The 24,960-nt window shown below is 39.0% G+C and carries 18 protein-coding genes; 7 read left to right on the top strand and 11 right to left on the bottom strand.

All coding sequences use genetic code 11. The annotated features are described in order from the left end of the window. Nucleotides 1–16: 16 nt before the first annotated feature. Both NRL14_RS10920 and NRL14_RS10915 read left to right on the top strand, forming a co-directional pair. Nucleotides 17–3,190: a TonB-dependent receptor gene (locus tag NRL14_RS10920; protein WP_306724661.1), complete on the top strand. Its 3,174-nt coding sequence runs from the start codon at nt 17–19 to the stop codon at nt 3,188–3,190. Between the two features lie 341 nt (nt 3,191–3,531). Then, on the top strand, nt 3,532–6,651 hold the full coding sequence (locus NRL14_RS10915) for a TonB-dependent receptor (RefSeq protein WP_306724660.1): 3,120 nt from the start codon (nt 3,532–3,534) through the stop codon (nt 6,649–6,651). Between the two features lie 52 nt (nt 6,652–6,703). On the opposite strand, the gene NRL14_RS10910 is transcribed toward NRL14_RS10915, so the two are convergent. Next, nucleotides 6,704–7,135 (bottom strand): MarR family winged helix-turn-helix transcriptional regulator, encoded by a 432-nt coding sequence (locus NRL14_RS10910; protein ID WP_306724659.1) that lies wholly within the window; start codon nt 7,133–7,135, stop codon nt 6,704–6,706. A 150-nt stretch (nt 7,136–7,285) separates the two neighbouring features. Between NRL14_RS10910 and hmgA the strand changes: the two genes are divergently transcribed. Both hmgA and maiA read left to right on the top strand, forming a co-directional pair. Next, the gene (gene hmgA, locus NRL14_RS10905; RefSeq protein WP_306724658.1) at nt 7,286–8,587 is read left to right on the top strand and encodes a homogentisate 1,2-dioxygenase; all 1,302 of its coding nucleotides are present in this window, start codon (nt 7,286–7,288) and stop codon (nt 8,585–8,587) included. 2 nt (nt 8,588–8,589) lie between these two features. After that, nucleotides 8,590–9,219: a maleylacetoacetate isomerase gene (gene maiA, locus NRL14_RS10900; protein ID WP_149593072.1), complete on the top strand. Its 630-nt coding sequence runs from the start codon at nt 8,590–8,592 to the stop codon at nt 9,217–9,219. Nucleotides 9,220–9,230: 11 nt separating this feature from the next. On the opposite strand, the gene NRL14_RS10895 is transcribed toward maiA, so the two are convergent. Continuing rightward, the gene (locus tag NRL14_RS10895; protein WP_007375551.1) at nt 9,231–9,464 is read right to left on the bottom strand and encodes a TIGR02647 family protein; all 234 of its coding nucleotides are present in this window, start codon (nt 9,462–9,464) and stop codon (nt 9,231–9,233) included. A 122-nt stretch (nt 9,465–9,586) separates the two neighbouring features. Here NRL14_RS10895 and NRL14_RS10890 point away from each other — a divergent pair, with 122 nt between their 5' ends. Both NRL14_RS10890 and NRL14_RS10885 read left to right on the top strand, forming a co-directional pair. Continuing rightward, nucleotides 9,587–9,889 carry a DUF1496 domain-containing protein gene (locus NRL14_RS10890; RefSeq protein WP_008134362.1) on the top strand — a complete coding sequence of 101 codons (303 nt, stop codon included), beginning with the start codon at nt 9,587–9,589 and terminating at the stop codon, nt 9,887–9,889. Between the two features lie 54 nt (nt 9,890–9,943). Next, nucleotides 9,944–10,252, top strand: a complete 309-nt coding sequence (locus tag NRL14_RS10885) for a VF530 family protein (protein ID WP_306724657.1) — start codon at nt 9,944–9,946, stop codon at nt 10,250–10,252. Between the two features lie 49 nt (nt 10,253–10,301). Here NRL14_RS10885 and NRL14_RS10880 read toward each other — a convergent pair whose 3' ends face one another. From NRL14_RS10880 to NRL14_RS10845, 8 genes are all read right to left on the bottom strand, one after another. After that, complete coding sequence (locus NRL14_RS10880) at nt 10,302–11,921, bottom strand: diacylglycerol kinase family protein (protein ID WP_306724656.1); 1,620 nt, start codon at nt 11,919–11,921, stop codon at nt 10,302–10,304. A 560-nt stretch (nt 11,922–12,481) separates the two neighbouring features. Beyond that, nucleotides 12,482–13,108, bottom strand: a complete 627-nt coding sequence (locus NRL14_RS10875; protein ID WP_306724655.1) for a TetR/AcrR family transcriptional regulator — start codon at nt 13,106–13,108, stop codon at nt 12,482–12,484. Nucleotides 13,109–13,204: 96 nt separating this feature from the next. Continuing rightward, entirely contained in the window at nt 13,205–14,623 is a 1,419-nt protein-coding gene (locus tag NRL14_RS10870) for an efflux transporter outer membrane subunit (protein WP_306724654.1), read from the bottom strand. Continuing rightward, the gene (locus tag NRL14_RS10865) at nt 14,620–17,754 is read right to left on the bottom strand and encodes an efflux RND transporter permease subunit (RefSeq protein WP_306724653.1); all 3,135 of its coding nucleotides are present in this window, start codon (nt 17,752–17,754) and stop codon (nt 14,620–14,622) included. Before NRL14_RS10865 ends, NRL14_RS10870 begins: the two co-directional genes overlap by 4 nt. A gap of 12 nt (nt 17,755–17,766) precedes the next feature. Continuing rightward, nucleotides 17,767–18,936 carry an efflux RND transporter periplasmic adaptor subunit gene (locus tag NRL14_RS10860; RefSeq protein WP_306724652.1) on the bottom strand — a complete coding sequence of 390 codons (1,170 nt, stop codon included), beginning with the start codon at nt 18,934–18,936 and terminating at the stop codon, nt 17,767–17,769. A gap of 308 nt (nt 18,937–19,244) precedes the next feature. Beyond that, entirely contained in the window at nt 19,245–20,525 is a 1,281-nt protein-coding gene (locus tag NRL14_RS10855; RefSeq protein ID WP_306724651.1) for a hemolysin family protein, read from the bottom strand. A gap of 133 nt (nt 20,526–20,658) precedes the next feature. Next, entirely contained in the window at nt 20,659–21,360 is a 702-nt protein-coding gene (locus NRL14_RS10850) for an amino acid ABC transporter substrate-binding protein (protein ID WP_306724650.1), read from the bottom strand. 88 nt (nt 21,361–21,448) lie between these two features. Continuing rightward, the gene (locus NRL14_RS10845; protein ID WP_278382282.1) at nt 21,449–22,558 is read right to left on the bottom strand and encodes an arginase family protein; all 1,110 of its coding nucleotides are present in this window, start codon (nt 22,556–22,558) and stop codon (nt 21,449–21,451) included. 464 nt (nt 22,559–23,022) lie between these two features. On the opposite strand from NRL14_RS10845, the gene udp reads away from it, so the two are divergent. Beyond that, entirely contained in the window at nt 23,023–23,778 is a 756-nt protein-coding gene (gene udp, locus NRL14_RS10840) for a uridine phosphorylase (RefSeq protein WP_007375563.1), read from the top strand. 98 nt (nt 23,779–23,876) lie between these two features. Here udp and cdd read toward each other — a convergent pair whose 3' ends face one another. Further along, the gene (cdd, locus tag NRL14_RS10835) at nt 23,877–24,803 is read right to left on the bottom strand and encodes a cytidine deaminase (protein ID WP_306724649.1); all 927 of its coding nucleotides are present in this window, start codon (nt 24,801–24,803) and stop codon (nt 23,877–23,879) included. Between the last annotated feature and the right edge of the window lie 157 nt (nt 24,804–24,960).

Genomic DNA, 24,960 nt, shown 5'->3' with positions numbered 1-24,960 from the left:
ACGGGAAATCAACATTATGACTAAGCTTCGCCTTTCGAAATTAACTGGAGCGGTAATTTTAGCTCTAGGTGTTTCTACAAGCGCAATGGCTGCTGATACTTCATCTGCAATGCGTGGTAAAATTACGACGCCTTCAGGTGGCAGTGCTGCAAACGTTAAAATCAAAGTAGTTCACCAACCAACGGGAACTATTAGCGAACTGACTACAAACGAAAGTGGTACGTTTATCGCTAATGGTTTACGTGTAGGTGGTCCTTACATGGTAATCATCGATTCTGATACGTTTAACGACACAACGGTTGAAAATATCTACTTAAACCTTGGTGAAACTTACCGTTTAAGCTCGCAGCTTGCTCCGCTAAACATCGAAAAGATTGAAGTGTCTGGTTATAAGATTGTTCAACAATCTGGTGGCTCTAGCAGTACATTTGGCTCTGACACTATTGAAAATATGCCAAGCTTTAATCGCGACATTAAAGATATTGCGCGCTTAAACCCACTTGCCAGTATTAATGGTAATGGTGAGCTAACGTTTGCAGGTAGTAACCCTCGTACTAACGGTTTAACCGTTGACGGTATTGGTCAAAATGATGACTTTGGCTTGAACTTTGGTGGCTACCCTACTTCTCAGCCTCCTGTAGCACTTGATGCTATTGAACAAGTTTCTGTTGATGTATCTCCTTTCTCAGCTTCTAAAGGTAACTTTGGTGGCGGTACTATTAACGCAGTAACAAAATCTGGTACAAATGAGTTCAAATTTTCTGGCTTTTACGAAATATCTACTCCTGAGATAGCTGGCGATGTTGATAATATTGTACAAGAAGACGATCTTGATGAGCTAGGTCATAAAACTTACTCTACAAATAAAGTAGAGCCGATTAAAACTGAAGAAAGATTTGGTTTTAACGTTGGTGGAGCGATTATTGCTGATGAACTGTTTTACTTTGTTAACTATGCAGAATGGTCAAGTGAATTAGATCTAGATTACGGCTTTGACGGCTCTGGTGCTTCAAATGAATTTAATACTTCTGAAGCTAACTATAATCGTTTTATCTCTATCTTAAATAATGAATACGGCTTAACTGATTCATTAGCCGGTGCGCCAGAAGATACAAACAAAAACTTGCTTGTTAAATTAAGCTGGAACGCAAGTGATGACCATCGTTTAGATTTCACTTATCAATGGCAAGACGACCAAGATGAGCGTAACTCTAGCACTGGCGGTGATAATATAGCATTAGTTTCAAGCACTTATGCATACGTAACTAAGTTTAATAACTTTTCATCTAAACTTTACTCTGATTGGTCTGAAAACTTTTCAACAGAAATTGGTGTGTCGTATAAAGATGTTACCTCTGATAGCGCAACTCGCTCTAACTTAGGAAGCATTACTGTTGAGGAAGACGGTAGAAATGGTCCTTCTTACAACTTTGGTACAGATCAATACCGCCATGCAAACCGTTCAGAAACACAAAATCTAACTTTTACGTTAGACGCTACGTATTTAATGGATGAGCATGAAATAAACTTTGGGGCTCAGTACGAGTCACTTCGTTTATATAACTTGTTTGCTCAAAACTCTCTTGGAACGTGGAAGTTTGATAGCTTAGAAAATTTTGAAAACCGTGAAATTGGTTCTTATGATTTCTCTTATCAAAATGCTTACACTAATGATTCAGCTGATACAGCATATGATGTAAGACGTAACCAGCTAGCGCTTTACATAGAAGATACTTTTTATGTAGGTGATGATTTAGAAGTTACAGCAGGTGTTCGTTATGAGCGCTTATCATCAGATGATAAACCAACTCTAAATGAAAACTTTGCTAATACGTATGGCTTTACTAATCAAGAAAATCTTGATGGTCTAGACATTATACTTCCTCGTGTTGGCTTTAAGTACTACGTAACAGAAGCGCTTACTATTAATGGTGGTATTGGTCGTTTCCAAGGCGGCATCCCAAATGTTTGGTATAACAATTCATTTCAAAGTGATGGCATTACTTTAGTATCAGCACAAAACGATGTAATTAATGACTACTATGCAAATAACACTGCCGATATTACTCAGGTTCCTGATGAAATAAAAAATACATTAGAGCAAGGTGCTGGTAGCGTTGCGTATATCGACCCTGACTTTAAATTGCCTTCAAGCATTCGTACTCAAATAGGTTTTGAATATGAGTTTGATTCTGAACTATTAGGTGATGGCTTTAAATGGCAAGCAGAAATTGCTTACCATAAAAAAGAGAATGAAGCAGTATGGCATAACTCGTCTATTAACCCAGTAGGCTTAGCAGCCGACGGCGAACGTGTTATCAATCAAAGTATTTACAGTGGCGATAATGTTGACATAGAAATGACGAATTCATCGGATGATGGTCGTTCAATTATTATTTCAACGGGTATTGCTAAACAATGGGACAATGGCCTGTTTGTATCGGCAAGCTATGCTCACCAAGATGTTACAGAATCATCAGCAGGTTCAGCCTCTCAGGCAGAAGGTAACTATAAGCACAATATTACAGTAAATCGTAATGAAGATATTGCAGCACGTGGCTTTTACGAAGTTGAGCACAGCTTTAAAATTAACTTAGCATATAACACTGAAATTTTTGAAGGATATGCTACTAAATTTAACGTGTATTTTGAGCGTCGCTCGGGTCGCCCATTTAGTTATACTATGAATATGTATAAAAAAGGTGATTTAGGCGATACAAGCTCTTTATTCTCTAATGGTGCCTACTTACCTTATATTCCTACAGGTGCTGATGATCCGAATGTAAATTGGGCTGATTCTAAAATGACTTGGGCTGAGTTAGAACCGTTATTAGAGCGTGCTGGTATATCTCAACGTGGTGGTATTTTAGGTAAAAACACAGCAACTCAGCCTTGGGTAACAACCATGGATGTAAGCATCAAGCAAGAAATACCTGGCTTTGCACAAGGTCACAGTGGTGAGGTTTACTTTATGATTGATAACTTCGCAAACCTTTTAAACAGTGACTGGGGTATAGAAAAGCGCTTAGGTTACTCTAACCAAACTATTTATGACTTTGGTGGTCTTGATGATCAAGGCAGATATAAAATAGACAACAGTTTTGGCGGTGCGGATGTGCGTAATTACTCGCAAATCAGTTCATCGTCATCAGCTTGGCAGGCTAAAGTTGGTATCAGCTACAAATTTTAAGCCTTAAAAACAATACAAATAACGTGTTAAGTTATTTGTAAATCACAATAAACCCATTGCAATTTGTAATGGGTTTTTTCATATTCCTCCCTATAATTTCACATGTTTGTCATAAAGCCCGCGTAATATACACCCCGATATAGAGTTATTGCTCAAAAAAACACTCAAATAGACAAAAATAGTACTATTTATTAAAAATATATTGCAGTTGTATTTTATTTGTAACGAATAAATGAGGTACACTAGTAACGGATTTTGAATAAATGAACTTCGACTGTTTATTTTTCAAAATTTAAAATAAAAATATAAAAATTTAATTATTAACTACACGGGAAAATTAAATGAAAACTCAATTACGCAAAACAGCTCTTTCACTTGCTATTGCAGCATGTGTTGGTGTAAGTGGCGCAGCAATGGCTAACGAAACGACCTCTGCAATTAAAGGTCAAGTAATGGGCCCTAATGGCAACCCAGCAGCCGGCACTAAAGTAACAATTTTACACGTACCTTCTGGATCAGTAAAAACAACTGAAGTAAATGACGCTGGTTATTTCACAGCTAAAGGTCTGCGAGTTGGCGGCCCTTATAAAGTAATTGTTGATTCAGATGTATATGCAGACCAAGAATTCAATAACATTATTCTTAATATTGGTAACGACTACCCAGTAAACGTTTCTCTTGAGTCACAATCAAGCATGGAACAAATTGTAGTTTCTGGCGCGCCAATTAGCTCTATGTCTGGCGGTACTGGCCCAGCGTCTACTTTCACACTTACAGATCTTGAAAATCAACCTGCTATTAACCGTGATTTGAAAGATATCATCCGCGTTGATCCACGAGTAGCAATAGATGATAGTCGCGGCACAATTAACTGTGGTGGTGGCAATCCAAAATTTAATAGCTTGACGCTAGATGGCGTTCGAATGAACGACAACTTTGGTTTAAGCTCAAATGGTTACCCTACTATTCGTGCCCCTTTCTCTTTTGATTCAATTGAACAAGTAGCTGTAGAACTTGCACCATTTGATGTTCAGTACGGCGGTTTTACATCGTGTAACATCAACGCAGTAACCAAGTCTGGCGGCAACGAAATTCATGGCGGCGTATTCTTCGATTACACTAATGACTCAATGAAAGGTGATACAATTGAAGGCGAAGACGTTGATAATGGTAGCTACAATGAAAAACGCTACGGTTTTAATGTTGGCTTACCACTAATTAAAGATTCATTATTTTTATATACTTCATATGAAAAACTAGAAGGCGTAGCACAATTTAACTATGATCCTTTAGGTTCAAGTGTTTCTGCAAGTGATTTAGCACGTATTCAACAGATTTCACAAGATGTATATGGCTACGATGCAGGTACGACTCCTTCGAGTGCACCTGTAGAAGATGAAAAAATACTAATTAAATTAGATTGGAACATTAACGACTCGCATCGTGCTAACTTAATTTATAACTATAATGATGGCTTTACATTATCTCAATCTGATACTGGCTCAACTCGTCTTTCATTAGACAGTCATTTTTATGAGCAAGGCGCAGAATTTACTTCAATCATCGGTTCACTATATTCGGATTGGAATGACGACTTTACAACTGAAATCCGTTTAGGTAAATCAGAACTAGATGCACGTGTTGAATCACTTGATGCTGCAAGCAGTTTTGGTGAATTCCAAGTAAACACATTGGATGGAGGTCGAGTATATTTAGGACCAGATGATTCTCGTCAATCAAATGATTTGGATTATGATACAACTACATTTAAACTTGCTGGTACGTACTACCTTGATCAACACACGATAACGGCTGGTTACGAGTATGAAGAGCTAGAAGTATTCAACCAATTCGTTCAACACACGCAAGGCGAATGGAGTTTTGCTAGTATTGATGATTACGAAGCCGGAATTGCAAGTGCAATTTTCTATAATAATGCCGCAGGTACAAATAATGCTGCAGATGCAGGTGCTAGCTTTTCATATGCTCAACATACTTTTTATGTTCAAGATGAATACAGCTTCTCAGACATTGATGCATCACTAACGTTTGGTCTGCGTTACGACAATTATACCAGCGATGACAAGCCTACATTAAATGAAAACTATACTGCACGTTATGGTTTCAGTAACCAATCAACATTTGATGGTATAGATTTAGTTCAACCTCGTATTGGCTTTGAATGGTATGCAACTGATGCACTTGAAGTTCGCGCAGGTTTAGGCTTATTCTCAGGTGGTAATCCAAATGTGTGGTTATCTAACTCATATTCAAACGACGGCATCACTAATATTAGCGCAAATCAGTTTGGTGCTATTGATTTATTTGCTACACCAAATGTCAATGGTGGCAAACCAGGTTTTGATGTACCACAGTCACAGTTTGACAAAGTAGCTAACACAGTAATTGGTTCTGGAGATAGTTTTACGAACGCAGTAGCTTCTGATTTTGAAATCCCATCAGAATGGAAATACTCAGTAGGTGCTACATATACAACGGAAGACGAATATGTAATCTCATTAGATTACCTTTACACTAAAAAGCGTGATGCAGCGACATTAATAGACCAAGCCCTTACTGACAGTGGTACTACTACTTTTGATGGCCGTCCTATTTTAAAGTCTATCGAAGATCGTGACGGTGATTTACTTTTAACTAATGTTAATGGCGACAGTGGTGAAACTTCTATCATCTCTGCAGCTGTAAGCAAAGCATTCGATAACGGCATTAAAGTACAACTATCGTATGCTTATACAGATGCTGATGATGTTAACCCAATGACGAGTTCTACAGCGAGCTCTAACTACGGTAACTTAGCAACGTCTAACCCGTTAGATCCTGGTGTATCTTCATCAGATTATGAAATACCTCATCGCTTTACATTAAATCTTGCATACACGCATGAATTTTTCGATGGGTATAGTACTCGCTTTAATTTATTCGGCGAAGCATACAAAGGCCTACCTTACAGCTTCACATTTAATGGTAACGATGAAGATACATTTGGTGATTTTAATTCAAATGATTCTCGCCAACTACTTTATGTACCATTAGTAAATGATCCTAACGTTGTTTATAACATGTCAGCAGACGAGATTAATGAATTTAATGATTTCATTGCATCTGAAGGCTTAAAACGTGGTGAAATTACGGGCCGTAACGCACAAAATTCTGATTGGTTTGTTAAATTTAACTTTAAACTAACTCAAGAAGTACCTGGCTTTATGGATGGTCATAAAGGCGAAGCATTCTTTGTTATCGATAACTTAACTAATATGTTAAATGATGACTGGGGTGTACTTAAGAAAGGTCCTTTCGTTGGCGCTCGTATGATTTCAACAGACATTGATGACCAAGGCCGTTACGTTTATTCAAACTTTAACGGTAATAATGCAAGCACCACAACTCAACGTGATGCATCTCTTTGGGAAATGCGTGTAGGTGTTCGTTACACTTTCTAATTTAACTTATTAAATTAGTTAATATTCTAAAAGCCCACTTTGGTGGGCTTTTTTATGCCTTTAATTTGTTATTTAACTTTTCAAAAATACTCACTAATACTTCGTATTCTTCGTTTGTTAAAGTGCTCAGTAATTGTTTTTCCCAATTCAGTGCATCGGGCGCTATATTTTCATATAAGCTTTGCCCTGCTTTGCTCAGTACAAGTAAGGCCGCGCGTTTGTCTTGCTTATTTAGCTCACTTCTCACTAAACCTTTATCTATTAAAACTTTTACCGCGCGCGACACTGTCGACTTGTCCATATTTGCTTGCGTGCATAAATCCTTTGCGTTGCTTTGGCCATATTGCGCTAAGTTAGCAAGTATTCGCCACTGGGGAATATTTAAACCGTATTTAGCTTGATAAACCTCGGCAAAGTCGTTACTTACACGTGTTGCTATATTGGTTAATTGATAAGGTAAGAACGTTGCTAGATCAATTTTCATTTTTGGTAATCCCTGCTTTATTAGGTTTACTTTGGTGTTCATTAATATTTACGCAGGTGCGTAGTTGCACATTTGATATTAGTCTCACTTGAGAGTACCTTAACTGAAATAAAAAGAATATTAAACCAACCTCTCTCACAGGAGTCAGTAATGGCGACACAATTAAGTTATATGACCGGCTTTGGTAATGAATTTGAAACACAAGCGCTACCCGGTGCACTGCCAATAGGGCAATTTAGCCCACAAAAGGTTAAATACGATTTATACACCGAGCAATTTAGTTCGACTGCGTTTACGGCTCCTCGCGCTTCAAATCGCCGCACTTGGTTTTACCGTCTTCGTCCGTCTGTAGTGCAAGGTGATTACCAAGCAATTGATAACGGCCTTATAAGAACAGCCCCAATCACTGAAGCCGTAACACCACCAACAATGCTACGTTGGAACCCTATTGATATGCCTTCACAGCCTACTGATTTTATTGATGGCTTGGTAACTATGGCTGCTAATGGCAGTGCCAATGGGCAATCTGGTATTGGCATTCATGTATATGTCGCTAATCAGTCAATGCAAGGACGTTACTTTTGCAATGCCGATGGCGAAATGTTGTTTGTCCCTCAGCAAGGTGAGTTATTAATTCACACCGAGTGCGGTAAGTTAAGCATTAAACCAGGTGAAATTGCTGTAATTCCCAGAGGAATTAAGTTCTCTGTTGATTTAATTGACGATACAGCCCGTGGTTATATTTGTGAAAATTATGGTCATGCGTTAGAGCTTGCAGAGCGAGGGCCTGTTGGTGCAAACGGTTATGCCAACGACAGAGACTTTCAATATCCCGTTGCTGCCTTTGAAGATAAAGAAGGTGACTTTGAGCTTGTTTCTAAATTTAACGGTAATTTATTTAGCTGTGAAATTAAGCACTCTCCTTTAGATGTAGTTGCATGGACGGGTAATAGTGCGCCCTATAAATACGACTTATCGCGTTTTAATGTGATGAATACAGTGAGCTTTGATCACCCCGACCCGTCTATATTCACTGTGCTAACCTCTCCTTCTGCTACTGAGGGTATGGCAAATGTCGATTTTGTGATATTTCCACCGCGTTGGATGGTAGCCGAAAATACATTCCGCCCGCCGTATTATCACCGCAATATTATGAGTGAATTTATGGGCTTGATTGAAGGTGTGTATGATGCAAAAGAGCATGGTTTTGTACCTGGTGGCGCAAGTTTACACAATTGTATGTCGCCACACGGACCTGAAGCAGACGTATTTGAAAAAGCCTCAAACGCTGAGCTTACACCACAAAAATACGAAAACACATTGGCCTTTATGTTTGAGTCACGCTATATAATTTCACCGACAAAATATGCATTAGAAGGTAAAGAGCGCCAACCAAATTACACCGATTGCTGGCGTACTATTAAAAAACAATTTACAGGTTCACAGGATTAATTATGAAATTATACAGCTACTTTCGCTCATCAGCGGCTTATAGGGTGCGTATAGCGCTTAACTTGAAAGCAATCGATCATGAACTTGCTATTGTTAACCTTTTAAAATCGGAGCAGCTTGGGGAAGAATACTTAGCGACTAATCCACAAGGCTTACTACCTGCACTTGAAACCAATGATGGTGTTTTAGCACAATCGCTTGCAATACTGGAGTGGCTAGATGAAACTTATCCGCAATCGCCATTAATTACAGGAACCGCGTGGCAAAAGTCGCAAATAAGAAATTTAAGCTTTGCCATTGCCTGCGATATTCATCCTGTTAATAATTTACGCGTGCTGAAATATTTATCAAACGAATTAGGTGTTGATGACGAGGCTAAAAATAAGTGGTATCGACATTGGATAGAAGTTGGTTTTGAAAAAATAGAACTGATGCTAAACGAAAATGATGACTACTGCTTTGGTGACCAACCAACACTTGCTGACATTTGTTTAGTGCCGCAAGTATTTAATGCAATTCGTTTTAACGTAGATATGAGCGCTTATCCAAAAATTGCAGCCATTTACGAACATTGTAATAAATTAGCTGCATTTAATGACGCTGCACCGCAAAATCAACCCGATGCAAATTAAGCTAATTTAGATTAACTTTGTAGCGCGCTATGAATAACCGTAACGTGCTCAATTAAATCTAAGCCCAGATCAGTTAAATATCCGCCATCTGGGCTATCTATAATCCCTTTTTCAAATAAACGTTGCGCTGCGCTAAGTAAGCTTGGCTCTGCGTCTGAATGTAATTTAATACCTTGCATTTTACTGTCGCGAGGGAATTTTGCTAATAGTGTGAATTCTTCGATCATTGTTTGATTAAATTGCATTGTGTGCACCTTTTTATTGTTCTGTGAATAACTAAGTTTATAATTAAATCACTTTGTGTACTTTACACTAGCACGTTTTTTAGCTTAATGTATTATTTTTACCCACTATTTAGAGGCCTCTAATGCGTAACTTTTTAATTCTATGTTTTTGTTTTAGCAGCTTATCGTATTCAATACTTAGTGAAGCAACAACGCTTAAAACCCATTCAATTATTGATGCAAACCAGTTTGTAAATGAAGAATCAAACTGTTGGTATGACAACAAACGCTATAGCGAAGGGGCGTTAATACAAATTCACTCATTTACACTTTTGTGCGGTGCTAAAACACCCCAGCACAGTAACAGCCAACTCATTTGGCTTAAAATAGATAAACAAGGTAATGCTATTTACCCAACAGCTCCTAAAACAATCACTGTGAATTAGCGCTAAAAGCTGATTTGAGCTACAATGCACGCAGTTTAAATAAGTAGTATGGCTATGGATAATCAACCTAAAAACCCTTTACATGGGGTAACGTTAGAACAAATACTTGTTGAGTTAGAACAGCGACTTGGCTGGAGAACACTTGGCGAGCAAGTAAAAATAAAATGCTTTACTGATCAACCGAGCATTAAATCGAGTTTAAAGTTTTTGCGTAAAACGCCTTGGGCTCGCGATAAAGTGGAAGCACTTTATATTCACACTATAAATAACAAACCTATTCGTAGACCAAAAAGTGCACCGAGAGAAAAATCTTCTCAAGCGCCTGATACTACAGGGTTTGTTTGGCCATCAATTAAAAAATGATGTAAAAAAGGAGCTGATTTAGCTCCTTTTTGATTATAACTAGCGCGGTTTATTGCTCTTTACAAATCACATTTAATGAGGCTGGTTCAATAGTAATAACCAGTTTTTGAGCTGTTTTAACCTCACCATCTAGTACGTACTTAAGCTCTCCTTCGCCTGTAACCTCGACCCTTTTAGCATTTGTATGGTGCGAATTTATTGCTAAATGTGTTTGCGTTAAACTACTAAACATCAGTTCTGCAATACTTAGTACTGTGGTTGAATCTTCATTATTTGGTGTTAACCAATTTATATCGAGTAGCCCGTCACTATGATCAGGTTGCCCGCCACCTTGCGCCAATAACGTTGTAAAAGGCGCAGCATTAGCCACAATAAAGCTATTGGTGCAAATTTCTTGAGGTTCATTGTCATCAAGCTTTACGTTAAGTAACAATGATTTTTGCTCGTTAAAGGCTTGAAAAAAGCCGTTCAAATAAGCAAGTTGCCCTGATTTATTTTTGGACTTTCTATCTGCTTTTTCAATCATTGACTGCTCAAAGCCAATACCCGCAAGCAACAATACCAGTTCATTATTGCAATAAGCAGTATCTATTAAACTTGTTTGACCATCTATAATTAAATCACAAGCTTGTTCTACAGGAATAAATTTAGAGCTAATACCCATTAATACATGGGCTAGTGCATTCGCTGTACCCATTGGGATGATACCTAGTTTACATTGTGTATTTACAAGTATGCTTGCAACTTCTGCTACGGTACCATCGCCACCACACGCTATTATAATATCTGGATTTTGCGCAATTGCCTGTTTAGCAAGCTCAATACCATTAACCTCTTTTGAAGTAGTAAGCACTTTCAAATCGTAATAAGCCGATAGCCGCGCAACAATTAAATGCTCTTTTTCTTGCCATAATCGTGTACCAGATACAGGGTTTGCAATTAAAACGGCTTTGTTTTTAATCAGCAGTTCGCCTTTTTTATGGCGTTTAGCAAGATGACGAAGCTGATGCTTATTTAAGTTTGCGGTTTCGCGGGTTTCTTTTATTTGTGCAAGCACTTCATGTACATCTGCATTTTTATTTTGACTCAATAAATAAGCCGCCATAACAAAAACTGAACGCCCACGCCCTAAAGCGCAATGTACAACAACGCGATGATTTTCTTTAATATGGTGATGTATCCAATTAATAGCCTGATTTAACTGCGAATGGGTAGGAATACTATGATCGAGTACCGGAATATTTAAGTAATCAATACTTTCTTGCGTAGAGCTCCATTCGAGGCCGTCAAATTCACACGTTACATCTAAAATAGCCGTGATCCCGTTACTTTTTAATGTATCTATATCTGAGGGGAATAATCGGCAAGCTAAAAATAGATTTTCGTTTATTTGTTGAATGGGCGGTACTTTATCGCGCTTACGTGACCAAGCATTATAGATTTGTACACCAAGCAGAAATGGCACAAACGCCCAGCGTATATAAAAAGGGATCACCCCATTTTCACGTTTTCTAAATATTTTTGCAGTATTAAAAATATATGCGGTACTCACTAATAAAAGTGACAGTGCAGTCCAATAAAAAATAATAGCAAAATAAACAGAGTCCACTTCCCAACCAATAAAAATAAGCAGTAGTGCTAAAAGTGAATAACCAATTGCAGCCCACATAATTTCTCCTTGTTATAAATAATCCCGTTTTTTAATCTTAATTTAAACGGCTTTATGTAGTCTTTTGCAAATATCACGCCATATAAAAAACACTTAAAACTCAAAAATATATCTTAACCAACTGATATTTAAAATAATAAAACACACTCCCTCAAGTGACCTCATTCTTTGTGCACTTTTTACAGACATGTGAATAAATTATACCTACATGTTTAGTTTCAATATCTTAACAGTTGTCGCTTGTATTAACGTGTAAATCAGCCAGTCTAAATCACTTGAACTCTGGAAAATAAATGGTTAGAGAAAAATAAATATGGTTCAATACGTTAGTAATTTTCTTAACCAAAGTTCAAGTTGAATAGCAATTTTTGCCTTAAAATCACCATTTCAACCGTTTACTCAATGATAATAAGAAAACAGGACCACTGTGGATAACGATACCCAACGCCCTCTTTTTAGCGCAAAAGAGCAAGGAGATACTGATGGACAAATTTGTGGGCTAAAATAAAAAAGCTAGCCAAAATATTGGCTAGCTTACTTTTAGTTATCTATTTTTAACGTTACCGGGCTTTATCAAATGGCATCAGTAATGTTTTCATCGCAGGGCGAAGCGCTATTAGTACCGTTTCTTCGGTTAGTTCAGGGTAAAGTAACTTTCTGAGTAATAACCCTGCCATCATCGAAAAAATAACATTAATTCGGCTTTCAAGTTCAAGCTCATCAATGTCTTTGAGCGCACTTCGCTCGCTTGTTAAAAGCTGCCTCATGCGCCCTCTTGCTTGAATATCAGTTTCGCGCAAAAGAGTAGCGACTTTCATATTACGACCTGCTTCTGCCATCATGTCTAAATCAATAACACACGAGCCCGTATCCATGTGTCGTTGCACACCAATATTTAAGCCATCTAAAAGAGCTGCTAAAACATCACCGGGGTGATCTTCAAACTTTTGAAAGATAGAGAACATTTCTTCCATATCTTTTTCAATAATGCTTTCTATAATGGCTTCTTTGCTTTCAAAGTAATTATAAATATGGCCTGCACTCATCCCTGCCGTTTTAGATATTTCTGCCATACCTGCACCGTGGTAACCTTTTCGGCGAAAACACTCTGCAGCAGCCGCTAATATTTGCTCACGCCTAGCCAGTGCTATCGCGGGATCAGTTTGCCTTTTGGTTTTAGGCTTCATGTTCAACTCCACTACCAAGTTATAAGCTCAGTAAAGCAAGAGCTATAAATAGTCTCGCCATATAAATTGTAATGCGGCTTTAAAAAGCCGCATATATTATTTCTCTTCCTGAGTTATTTCACTGGTTACGTTCCATCCGCCGCCAAGCGCTTTGTACAAGTTAATTTGACTCGCAAGATAAGCTTGCTGACCCGCAATTAACTGCTGTTGTGCGCCATACCATGTACGCTGAGCATCAAGTACTTGCAAGTAGCTATCTGCACCTTTTTCGTAACGCATTTTTGATAAATCAAACGTGATTTGTCGGCTACTTATAAGCATATCAAGTGCACTTAATTGCTCTTGGTAGCCCTCTCTATCGGCAAGTGCATCAGCAACTTCGCGAAACGCATTTTGAATTTTCTGCTGATACGTTGCTACCGCAATTTCTTGATCTGCTTTTGCTACATCAAGATTTGCTTGGTTACGTCCCATATTAAAAATAGGTAAGCTAATTGACGGCACAAAACTCCATGTACCCGAGCCTGAATCAAACAAGCCACTTAAATCACTTGAAGCAGAGCCGGCATTGGCTGTTAAGCTAATGCTTGGATAAAACGCCGCACGTGCAATACCAATATTGGCATTTGCAGCAAGCATTAAATGCTCAGCGGCTTTAATATCAGGGCGCTGCGATAACAAGTCAGACGGTAAACCAACGGGTACTTCTGGCATGCTGATCAAGTTAGTCAAGTCTTTATTTGGCAGTAAATCAGCTGAAACAAATTTACCCACTAATAAATCTAGGGCACTTTTATCACGCTTTAACAAACGCTTGTACGTTGCTATGTCTACTTTTGCTGTAGCAACTGTACTTCTAAGCTGCTCAAGGGTAATTGAAGAAGCTGCACCTAAATCAAAGCTTTTTTGCGTAAGCGATAATGACTCTTGCTGAGAGGTGAGCGTTTCTTTTGCAAGCTCTAGCAGTTGTAAATCCGTCGCGTAATTGAGCCATGCATTTGCCAACTCTGAAATTAACGACACTTGCGTGCTGTATTGGCTAAGCTCTGTAGAGTATAAATTTTGCAGGGCTTGCGCTGATTGGTTACGCACTTTGCCCCAAATATCTAACTCGTAGGAGGTAATACCCACTGTTGCACTGTACTGCGAGCTAATAGTAGCATCGCCAGTCCCCGCTAAATCAGCAGGTAAGCGCTGACGCGTACCTGATGCGTTTAAATCAAGAGACGGATACAAAGCAGAGTCTTCAATTTGATACAAACCACGCACACGCTGCACATTAAGCACTGCAATTTGCATGTCTTTATTATGCTCAAGGCTTTGGCTAATTAACGTTTGTAGTTTTTCATCATTAAAAAACTGCTGCCAATTTAATTGCTGCGCAGCGCTTTGCGCAGTACCTGATGCATAAGCATCAGATACTGGTAGCACAAGGTCTTTTTGCTCTGGCGCTAATTGACAACCGCTTAGCACCAATAAAGCAATTGCACTTAGGCTGAATGTTTTAATGCTCATTCTGCGCTCTCCTTTGTTGTTTCGTTAGTTTTACCAGGAAATACACGGCGAACTAACACAAAGAATAACGGTACAAATACAACAACTAATATTGATGATGCGAGTGTGCCGCCAATAATCGAAATACCTAACGCATTTTGCGCACCAGAACCCGCACTTGAGGCTATTGCTAGTGGTAAAACACCACAAATAAAGGCCATCGAAGTCATGAGTATTGGGCGCAAACGTAAGCGTACAGCTGCAATAGCAGCATCAACTAAACCAAGTCCTTCTTCCATTTTATGAATCGCAAACTCAACAATAAGTATCGCATTTTTAGATGCCAAACCAATGGTGGTCAACAAGCCTACCTGCAAGTAAATATCGTTAGATAAACCACCAGCGAGTGCCGCCATAATTGCACCAAATATACCCAGTGGTACAATCATCATTACCGCAAATGGTACCGACCAACTTTCATAAAGCGCGGCTAAACATAAAAATACAAACAACAGCGATAAGCCATATAATAAGGGTGCTTGACCACTACTTGAGCGCTCTTGGAATGAAATACCGGTCCACTCAGACGAAATACCATTAGGCAACTGTTTAACTAATCGCTCCATTTCATCCATTGCCTGTCCCGTGCTGTAACCAGGCGCTGCACTACCTTGAATTTCCATTGCTGAAAAACCATTGTAACGCTCTAAGCGTGGTGAACCGTATGTCCAAAACGAGCTAGCAAAAGCTGAAAACGGCACCATGTCGCCATTATCATTGCGCACATACCACTTGTTTAGATCCTCAGGCACCATACGCGATTGCGCATCACCTTGTAGGTATACTTTCTTCACGCGACCACGGTCTATAAAGTCATTTACATAACTACTACCCCAAGCAGTGGCAAGCGTGCTGTTTATATCGCCTTGTGAAACACCAAGTGCTTCAGCTTTAGCTAAATCTACATCAAGTTGAAGTTCTGGCATGTCTTCTTGTCCATTTGGACGTACGCCCGCTAAAATTGGGCTTTGGCTCGCCATACCTAATAATTGGTTTCTTGCCGCTAATAAATCATCATGTCCAAGGCCAACACGGTCTTGTAAAAAGAGAGTAAAGCCATTGGCCGTACCCAGCTCAACAATTGCCGGTGGTGGAAATGCAAAAACAAAGGCTTCTTTTATTGTTGAAAAGTAGCCCATTGCTTTACCTGCAACCGCTTTAACAGATAAATCATCTCGCTGACGCTCATCCCAATGCTTAAAGTTAACAAACGCAATCGCTGAGTTTTGGCCAGAACCTGCAAAACTAAAACCAGTCACGGTAAAAATACCGTTTACTGCTTCGGATTGATCATTTAAGAAATGGTTTTCTACTTTTTTAACAACCTCAAGTGTTTCTTGTGTTGTAGAGCCTGCCGGTAATGACACTTGGTTAAACAAAATACCTTGGTCTTCGTCAGGCAAAAATGCCGTTGGTAAGCTTGAGAATACATAAACCATGCCGCCCACAATCACGCAATAAATAAGCAAATAGCGCTTAGAGTGCGTAAGCATACGGCCCACAAAGCTTTGTGCTCCAGAGTTTGTTTTATCAAAACCACGGTTAAAGCCTGTAAAAAATCGGCCAAATAACGTGTTATTGTTATGTACATGGCTTGGTTTTAAAAGCGTTGCACACAATGCAGGTGTTAAAATTAGGGCCACTAAAACCGATAACCCCATCGCAGATACCAGTGTTATAGAAAATTGACGATAAATAATCCCAGTAGAGCCGCTAAAGAACGCCATTGGTATAAATACCGCAGAAAGTACCATGGCAATACCGACCAACGCGCCTTTAATTTCATCCATAGATTTACGCGTTGCTTCAAGTGCCGATAGCTTCTCTTCGGTCATTAAGCGCTCAACGTTTTCGACTACAACAATCGCATCATCCACAAGTAAGCCTATGGCAAGCACCATCGCGAACATGGTTAACGTATTGATTGAATAACCAAATGCGTACAAAATACCAAACGTACCAAGCAATACCACAGGCACGGCAATGGTCGGAATAAGCGTTGCACGGAAGTTTTGTAAAAACAAATACATGACGACAAATACTAAAATAACCGCTTCAATAAGCGTATGAACTACTTTTTCAATTGATAAAGATACAAATGGTGTGGTGTCATAGGGTACAACTACGTCTAACCCTTCAGGAAAATAAGGTTTTAACTCTTCAATGGCGGCTTTAACGCCTGCAGCTGCATCAAGTGCATTCGCGCCACTGGCCAATTTAATACCTAAACCCGAAGCAGGTTGTCCATCGTAGCGTGCTACAACACGGTAGCTTTCGCCACCCAACTCTACACGTGCAACATCCTCAAGGCGGACAAAAGAGCCATCGGGATTTGTTTTTACTAAAATATTCTCAAACTGCTCGACCGTTTGTAAACGACTTTGCGCTGTCACCGTTGCATTAAGTTGCTGCCCATCAACGGCAGGCATACCGCCAAGTTGACCAGCAGATACTTGTGCATTTTGCGCGCTAATTGAGGCGCTAATATCCGCTGGCGTTAGTTTGTAATTTTGCAGTTTTGAAGGGTCTAACCAAATTCGCATAGCGTATTGTGAGCCAAATAATTGCACTTCACCTATGCCTTCAACACGTGAAACAATATCTTGCACGTTTGATGATACATAATCACCAATATCGATGTTGGTCATACTGCCATCTTTAGACACAAAACCTAATACCATCAAAAAGTTACGCGCAGACTTTGCAACAACGACACCTTGCCTTTGTACTTCTTCAGGTAAAAGTGGTGTTGCTGTCGCTAATTTATTTTGCACTTGAACTTGTGCAATATCAGGGTCTGTTTCGGCGCTAAACGAAAGAGTAAGCGTTGCTGAACCGCTCGACTCAGACGTTGATGACATATAAAGTAAGCCATCAAGCCCTTTCATTTTTTGCTCTATAACTTGCGTAACGGTATCTTCAAGCGTACGTGCAGATGCACCAGGGTACGTTGCCGTGATACTAATTGCTGGCGGTGCAATTGACGGATACTGTGCAATTGGCAAGCTTTGTATAGCCAAAATACCTGCTAGCATCACTACTATTGCCAGTACCCATGCAAAAATGGGCCTGTCGATAAAAAATCGTGACATTACAACTCTCCGTTATTGCGCTTTATCAGCTTTTGTAGATGACTGAATTTCAGAAGGACTCACTGGCGCACCCAGGCGAATTTTTTGTAAGCCTTCTACAATTAATTTATCGCCATCACTTAGGCCATCAGTAACAAGCCAATCTGAACCAACGGTTCTATCCACTTTTAACACGCGACTTTCTACTTTATTGTCTTTACTGACAACCATTGCTGTTGGCTCGCCTTTGTTGTTACGGCTTACACCCCGTTGCGGTACTAAAATCGCATCCGCTTTAACGCCTTCAACAATAGATGCACGTGCATACATGCCTGGTAATAATAGCTTTTCAGGGTTAGGGAATTTAGCGCGCAAAGTTACAGAGCCGGTACTTGGGTCAACAGTCACTTCTGAGAACTGCAACGTTCCTTTGTGAGAATACGCCGAGCCATCTTCCATTATTAATTCAACATCTGTTTGGCTGTTTGCATCAATACCTAAACGGCCAGATGCAATCGCTTTTTTAAGTTGCGTCAACTCATTGCTCGATTGTGTTAAATCAATATAAATTGGGTCTAATTGAGTCACCGTTGCAAGTGCTGTACTTTGATTTGCACTTACTAGTGCACCCACTGTTACGCTTGATTTACTAATTTGGCCACTAATAGGGGAAGATACATGGCTGTAATCAAGGTTAATTTGCGCTGATTTTAACTGGGCTTTAGCCGTTAATAATTCAGCATTTGCTTGTTTGTACGCAGCATCCGCTTCGTCAAAATCTTGTTGACTCACTGCTTTGATTTTTAAGAGTTCGCCGTAACGTGATGCTTTTGATTTAGAGCTGGCGATGCTTGCCTCTGCGCGTGCAACGCTCGCTTCACTTGCTGCAAGGTCTGCTTCAAATGTAGCTGGGTCTATTTGATACAGTGCTTGGCCTTGCTTAACCTCTTTACCTTCGACAAATAAACGAGATTGCACAATACCACTTACTTGTGGGCGAATTTCAGCAATTTGAAATGCACTGATACGACCAGGAAGTTCTTTTTTGAGAGTAAGCGCTTGGCTTTTTAATGTCAGTACACCCACTGGCACAGCTTGAGGAGCTGAAGCTTGTGACTGCTCAGTTGCTTGGTCACAACCAGTTAAAGCAACAGAACCTACGAGGGCGGACAATACAAATAAAGCGATGCGGGAACGCTGCATGTTAAATACCTTTTAGTTTAGAGTGAACGATCATTCTAAATTAAAACGCGCTGAGAATGAATCTTAATTAGAAGAAATTTACACAAACTTACATTCCTCAGTACAATATACGTCTTAGGTTGCATTTAATGTTAATTAGATGAAAATAGAATCAAGACTGTATGAAAATAAAACAACTGAACATGTTGAAATAATATCTCATTTTAGAAACGAAGTGTTTAACAGACACAAAAAAGCCAAGCAAATACAGCTTGGCTATTTATATAAAAACTAAAGCGCACCTTATTTTAAAGGATATTAGCACTGTGCTAAGTAATAACTCTTGAAACTAATAACTGCTCTACCCTAATACCCTCTACATCAACCACTTCGAATTTAAAGCCTGAAAAGGTTAAATGTTCCGCACGCTTGGGTATTCGCTTCATATTGTAAATTAAAAAGCCTGCAACGGTTTCATAGTGCATTTGCTCAGGAAACTCTTCTATGTCCAGCAGTTTTGCTAAATCGCTAATCGGAGTTAAACCATCAACTAACCAAGAGTCTTGATCGCGTTCTATAATTAATTCATCGCCTTGGTGAGTTATTAAATCCCCCATAAAGCCTTTCATTAAGTCTTTTACCGTAACGATACCGACCGATAAAGCGTATTCATTAACAACAACGGCAAACGGTTTGGCTGCACTTTTAAAGGCATTTAATGCTTCTGAGAGGCTTAATGTCTCGGGTAAATAAAAAACATCTTTATCAATCAACTCATCATTTATATTGGCTGCTTCACCTTTTAATACTTGTCGTAAAATATCTTTTGATTCAACAGAGCCATGTAACTTGTCTAAGCTCCCTGACACCACTAAAAAGTGATTATGAGGATGATCAATAATTTTAGTCGCAATATTATGACTCGATTCGTTTAAATCAAAATAGACAATTTGGTCGCGTGGCGTCATTACACTTGATAAAAACCGCGCTTCTAAATCAAACACATTGCCTATTAATTCATACTCTTGCTTTTGCAAGCTTCCGTATGCAGCACCTGCATCCATCATCGCAACAATATCTTCAGTTGTTACATTGTCTTCCCGCTCTGCGGGTACTTTAAATAAGCGCAGTACAAAGTTAGTTACACCATTAAAAAACATCACTAACGGGGTTAAGGCAAAGGTCACCCAACGCATTATAGTCACCACTCTCACAGCGACTGCTTCTGGCATGATCATCGCTAAGCGTTTGGGCATTAAATCGGCGAACAATATAAACAAAGACGTAATAGTAAAAAACGAAAATAAAAAGCTAATTTTCTCTACATGTGCGCCTTGATAAAATAGTACCAACACGCTTTCAACATAAGGAGATAAAGCCTGCTCGCCCACAATACCACCCAATATCGCAATCGCGTTGAGTGCTATTTGGATCATGGCAAAAAAAGCCCCTGGATTTTCTTGTAGCTTTAATACCGCTGCTGCTTTTATATTTCCTTCATCTGCCATTACTCGCAGTTTTATTTTACGCGACGCCGCAATTGCTATTTCTGACATAGCAAACAACGCACTGATCAAGATCAATAAGCTAATCCCGATTAAATCACCCATTTAACGCTCCAAAAAAGTTAGTGCTTTTGAAACAAAAGCAGCTGATTATAGTCGGTTTTTTAAACGCAGCAATTTAAATTTAAAAAATATATTAAAGTAATTATATTTCATGGTGTTATATTAATAAAACCACTTATTTTACTATTCTAATATTTTTAAATGCAGCTTTTAATTGCGTAACTAAGGCAGGATCCATATTAATATTGCAAGCAAAGTACAAAGGGGATTGTGTTGTCTTCAAACTCAGAACAGGTTCAAGTAATTTAAGCCTTGGCTCAGCTTGAATTCGATAGTCAAATTGCTTTTTACTAAGCACAACAAAATCTAGAATATCGTCGCGAGTACTAATAAGTTTATCTATTTTGTCTAGGCTATCTATAAGTAATAAATGCTTACTTTCGCTAAAGCCACGCTCTAATAAATAATGATGACTAAAGTTATCACGCAGTACTGCTATTTTATACTTTTTGGCATTATTGAGAGTATTTAACTTTATACCTCTGGACTTAAGCCCATATATAGCAGAGTCAAAGCTTTCTAGCTCGCCTATCCAAGTAAACTTATTCTCTCTATTAGGGAGTCGCACTATCGAAAATATACAGGTGTTTTTATCACGTAATGTTGCGTTGTACGATATGGCCCAACTATAGGCAAACATAGTGTAATTTATACCTGACCCTTCTAGCGCTTTATGAACTTTATCGACAGAGCGGCCAATGAGTTTGTTATCTTCATTGATGTACTGAAAGTCCGGAAATACTTCCGTTACTATTGTAATTTCAGTGGCGTTAACCTTAATACAGATAACGCACAGTAAAAAGATAAACCACTTCATTTAACTGAGCCTCATGATAAGTACATTAATAAATATAGCTGAGGCTCTGCGAACTGCTAGTTTTTAGTAGTGTATAAGCACGACCAATTTACTTGTTCATTGCGTTGATTAAAAAGGCCGATATTTTAGCGCCTTCTCTGAGTGTTGTTTCAGAACTAGACTGACCGACAAGCGAACTGTCGGTAAATGGCGCTATTTCCATCATATCAGCCCCCGTAATTGGAAACTCATCCGCAATGGCTGATAAAATATCAAGCGCATGCTGTGGTGTTAAACCATTATGTTCTGGCGTACCTGTGGCAGATGCAAACTCGGCATCAAGCGCATCAATATCAAAGCTTACATATACTTCATCAACGTTATCGGCTTTTAATTGTGCAATAGCGTCGGCAGCAACCGCTGCTGCGCCGCGCTCAATAATTTCATGTGCCCAATGTTGCTTAACGCCAAAGGTACTTTCCCAGTGCGCTTTAGGCTTGCCACTTGAGCGTATACCAAATTGTATTAAATGATGCGGTGCCGGTAAAAACTCTAATATATGTGTACACCACGAGCCAAAACATAAATCAATACCTAAGCGCTCCACAAGTAAATCGGTATGCGCGTCAAAATGAATAATAGCCGTGCGCTTACCTTGCTCACGTTTTGCTTTTAAGTACGCTTTAGTAAGTGGGTAACTAATTGAGTGATCGCCACCAATACCAAATAATCCTTTATCTTTAAACGTTGCGTAAAAACTGTCGCAGACATCTTCAGTGATTGATAATGGGCTTACGTAATAATCGTTATCTTCATCACCATATAAAGCTTTTTGGCAATTAGAAATGGTTGCATCATTTAAGTATTTGTCATGAAGTAAATGCGGGATTACACGTACATCGCCTAAATCAAACGAATGACATTGCGGATGCTGATCAATTAATGCTGAGCGCACAAACAATGGCCCCCAGTTTGCGCCGCGTAAAATCCCACCGCCACAGTCTGAACTAATACCTAACATAACGGCTTTATGTGGTGAGCTTGGTAATTCGTTTAAAGACTCGCGCCACAAGTTATCAACGTTTTCAGTTTGTCCGTAAAGTTTATTACGCAGTGCGGCTTTGCGCTCTTTTGCAGTATTTACTGTGTATACGCCATCGCCCGGTGCGCACAAACAGTGCTCAACTTTGTTTTTAAATGCTTCAAATTGTGTGCTCATAATAAACTCCTTCGGTTTTTATTCTGTACGTAGCTAATTAGTTTTGATTACTTTTGATTAGTTATGCAAAATCACTAAAAGTGCCTAAACTTCAAATAAATGTCACTTTGCTAAATAAGTCAGTGCTTAATATAAGTAAACACGTTAGTTTTTAGGTGTTCACAAAAAACTTAAATCATTGAATTTGTTTGATATTAGTGAAGCTTTATAATCATCACTTTAATTGTAGCTACGCGCTTGAGTGATACTTATTATGTCTGCTTGAACATGTCAACAGCGCAACAAGGCTAGGTATATAAGTACTTGAGTGAATATTCATAGTTGGTGAATAAATCAAATTAGTCCTTAAAATTATTAAGGATTTATTGGAAGAGTTAAGGTAAAACGGACAATCGTCCTGTACTTAATAAACGTTTCTAGCAATGATGCTAGATTGACAACAAATTATTATAAAAGGCTTAGCTATGGAAAAGGTATTTCACTTAGGACTATGTATTGACGATCTTAAAGGTGCAAAACTTGCGATTGTACCGGGCGATCCAGATCGTGCAGCACGTATTTCACAATTCCTAGACAACCCAACCTGCCTTGCTCAAACTCGCGAGTTTCATGTTTATTTAGGTCAATTAAACGGCCACTCTGTGGTTATATGTTCTACAGGTATTGGTGGTCCATCTACGTCGATTGCAGTAGAAGAATTAGCACAACTTGGCGTGCGTAAATTTTTACGTATTGGTACAACCGGTGCAATTCAGCCACACATTAACGAAGGCGAAATTTTAATTAGCCAAGCGTCTGTACGTTTAGACGGTGCAAGCCAACATTTTGCACCACTTAGCTACCCTGCTGTGTCTGACTTTTATGCAACACAAGCTATGGTACAAGCATGTAAAAACTTAAATATCGATTTCCATATTGGTATTACTGCATCAAGCGATACATTCTACCCAGGGCAAGAGCGTTACGATACGCACTCTGGTTACGTTCCTAAATCACTACAAGGTAGCTGCGAAGAGTGGCAAAAATTGGGCGTGATGAACTATGAAATGGAATCGGCAACATTATTTACTATGTGTGCAGCCCTTGGATTACAAGCAGCATGTGTAGCAGGCGTACTTGTTAACCGTACTCGCCAAGAAATACCAAATGTAGACCACGGTGAAATTGAGCGTAAATCTGTAGCAGTCGTATTAGAAGCAGCTAAAGTATTACTTGATTAATACAGATTATAGCAGTTAGTGAGTGAGTTATTTAATTCGATAGAGTGACTCGCTTTAATAAAGCACAGCTCCGGCTGTGCTTTATTGTATGCAAGCCACTATTTAAGTGGTGCGCTAATTACTTCTATTGCCGGTAGATTTTTAAAACTTGCAAGTACAGCACGTGCTACACCCGCTTGGTTTTCATGGCCTGCGGTTTCTAAAAGTGTAATTGATTTTACTGTACTTTCGTTAAAGCTAAGCCCCGCTAAAAAGAACTGACTTAGTGCACTTTGTAGTGGCGATAAACTTGGACTGTAAGCTGCATTTTCGGCGTAACTTCCGTAAAAATCACCATCACTAAATGTACTTATTTTTACGGCGCTAAAGTTTTGGCTGTAAGGCACGTACGCATTAAGTGCAAAACGCGCAAGGGTTTCATCAAGGCCATCAAGGCTAAAATTACCTTGCTGTGGTTTTGGGTTAAATAAGCTAAATTCGTTACCTAAATCGGTAGGTCCAAATGAATGCGGCAGTAATTCAGCAAGTTTAAATTGCTGATCAGGAAGTAAAATATCAAACTCTTTCGCATCAGCTAGTTCGTTCATAAACTGGCGACAATACCCACAAGGCGCATCGCTAATCGCTATTTTAACTATTTTTTTAGCGCCGTTTAACCATGCGTTATTTATAGCCGATTGCTCTGCATGAACCACTAAACTCAATGCTTGATGATCAAACTCTACATTTGCACCAAAATAAAAGTTTACCTCACCGTTTTCATCAAGTGCTTTAACAATTGCGCCTACATGAAAATCTGACACTGGCGCAACAGCATACTCAGAAGCTAAAGGTACTAAACCTTGTAGTAATGCATCATCAGACACATTGAGTTGAGCGCATAACGCTTTAATATTACTAGAATTTAATATGCCACGTTGTGATTTTAATTGACTACGTAATGACGCTGTTTGCGCTACGTTTAATGTGATGTGCGAATTTGTAAGTGCTGTATCTTGCTGTACAGTAAAAGTTGCTGAAGCCATAACATTTTTTAATTATTCAATGGCTAAGTAGTTTAAAAGGTTAGGATGTTAAATACCAGCCTATTTAACGCAAAAAAAGGGAGCACATCGCGTGCTCCCTTTAATTTTAACTGGTATACCCAACAAAATAATTAATTGGTATACCTAACAAATAGCA

The organism is Pseudoalteromonas sp. 20-92 (genome assembly GCF_030847595.1).
GTDB lineage: Bacteria > Pseudomonadota > Gammaproteobacteria > Enterobacterales > Alteromonadaceae > Pseudoalteromonas > Pseudoalteromonas fuliginea.
Note: the sequence above shows the minus strand (reverse complement) of the source record. Positions and strands in the feature narration are given on the sequence as shown.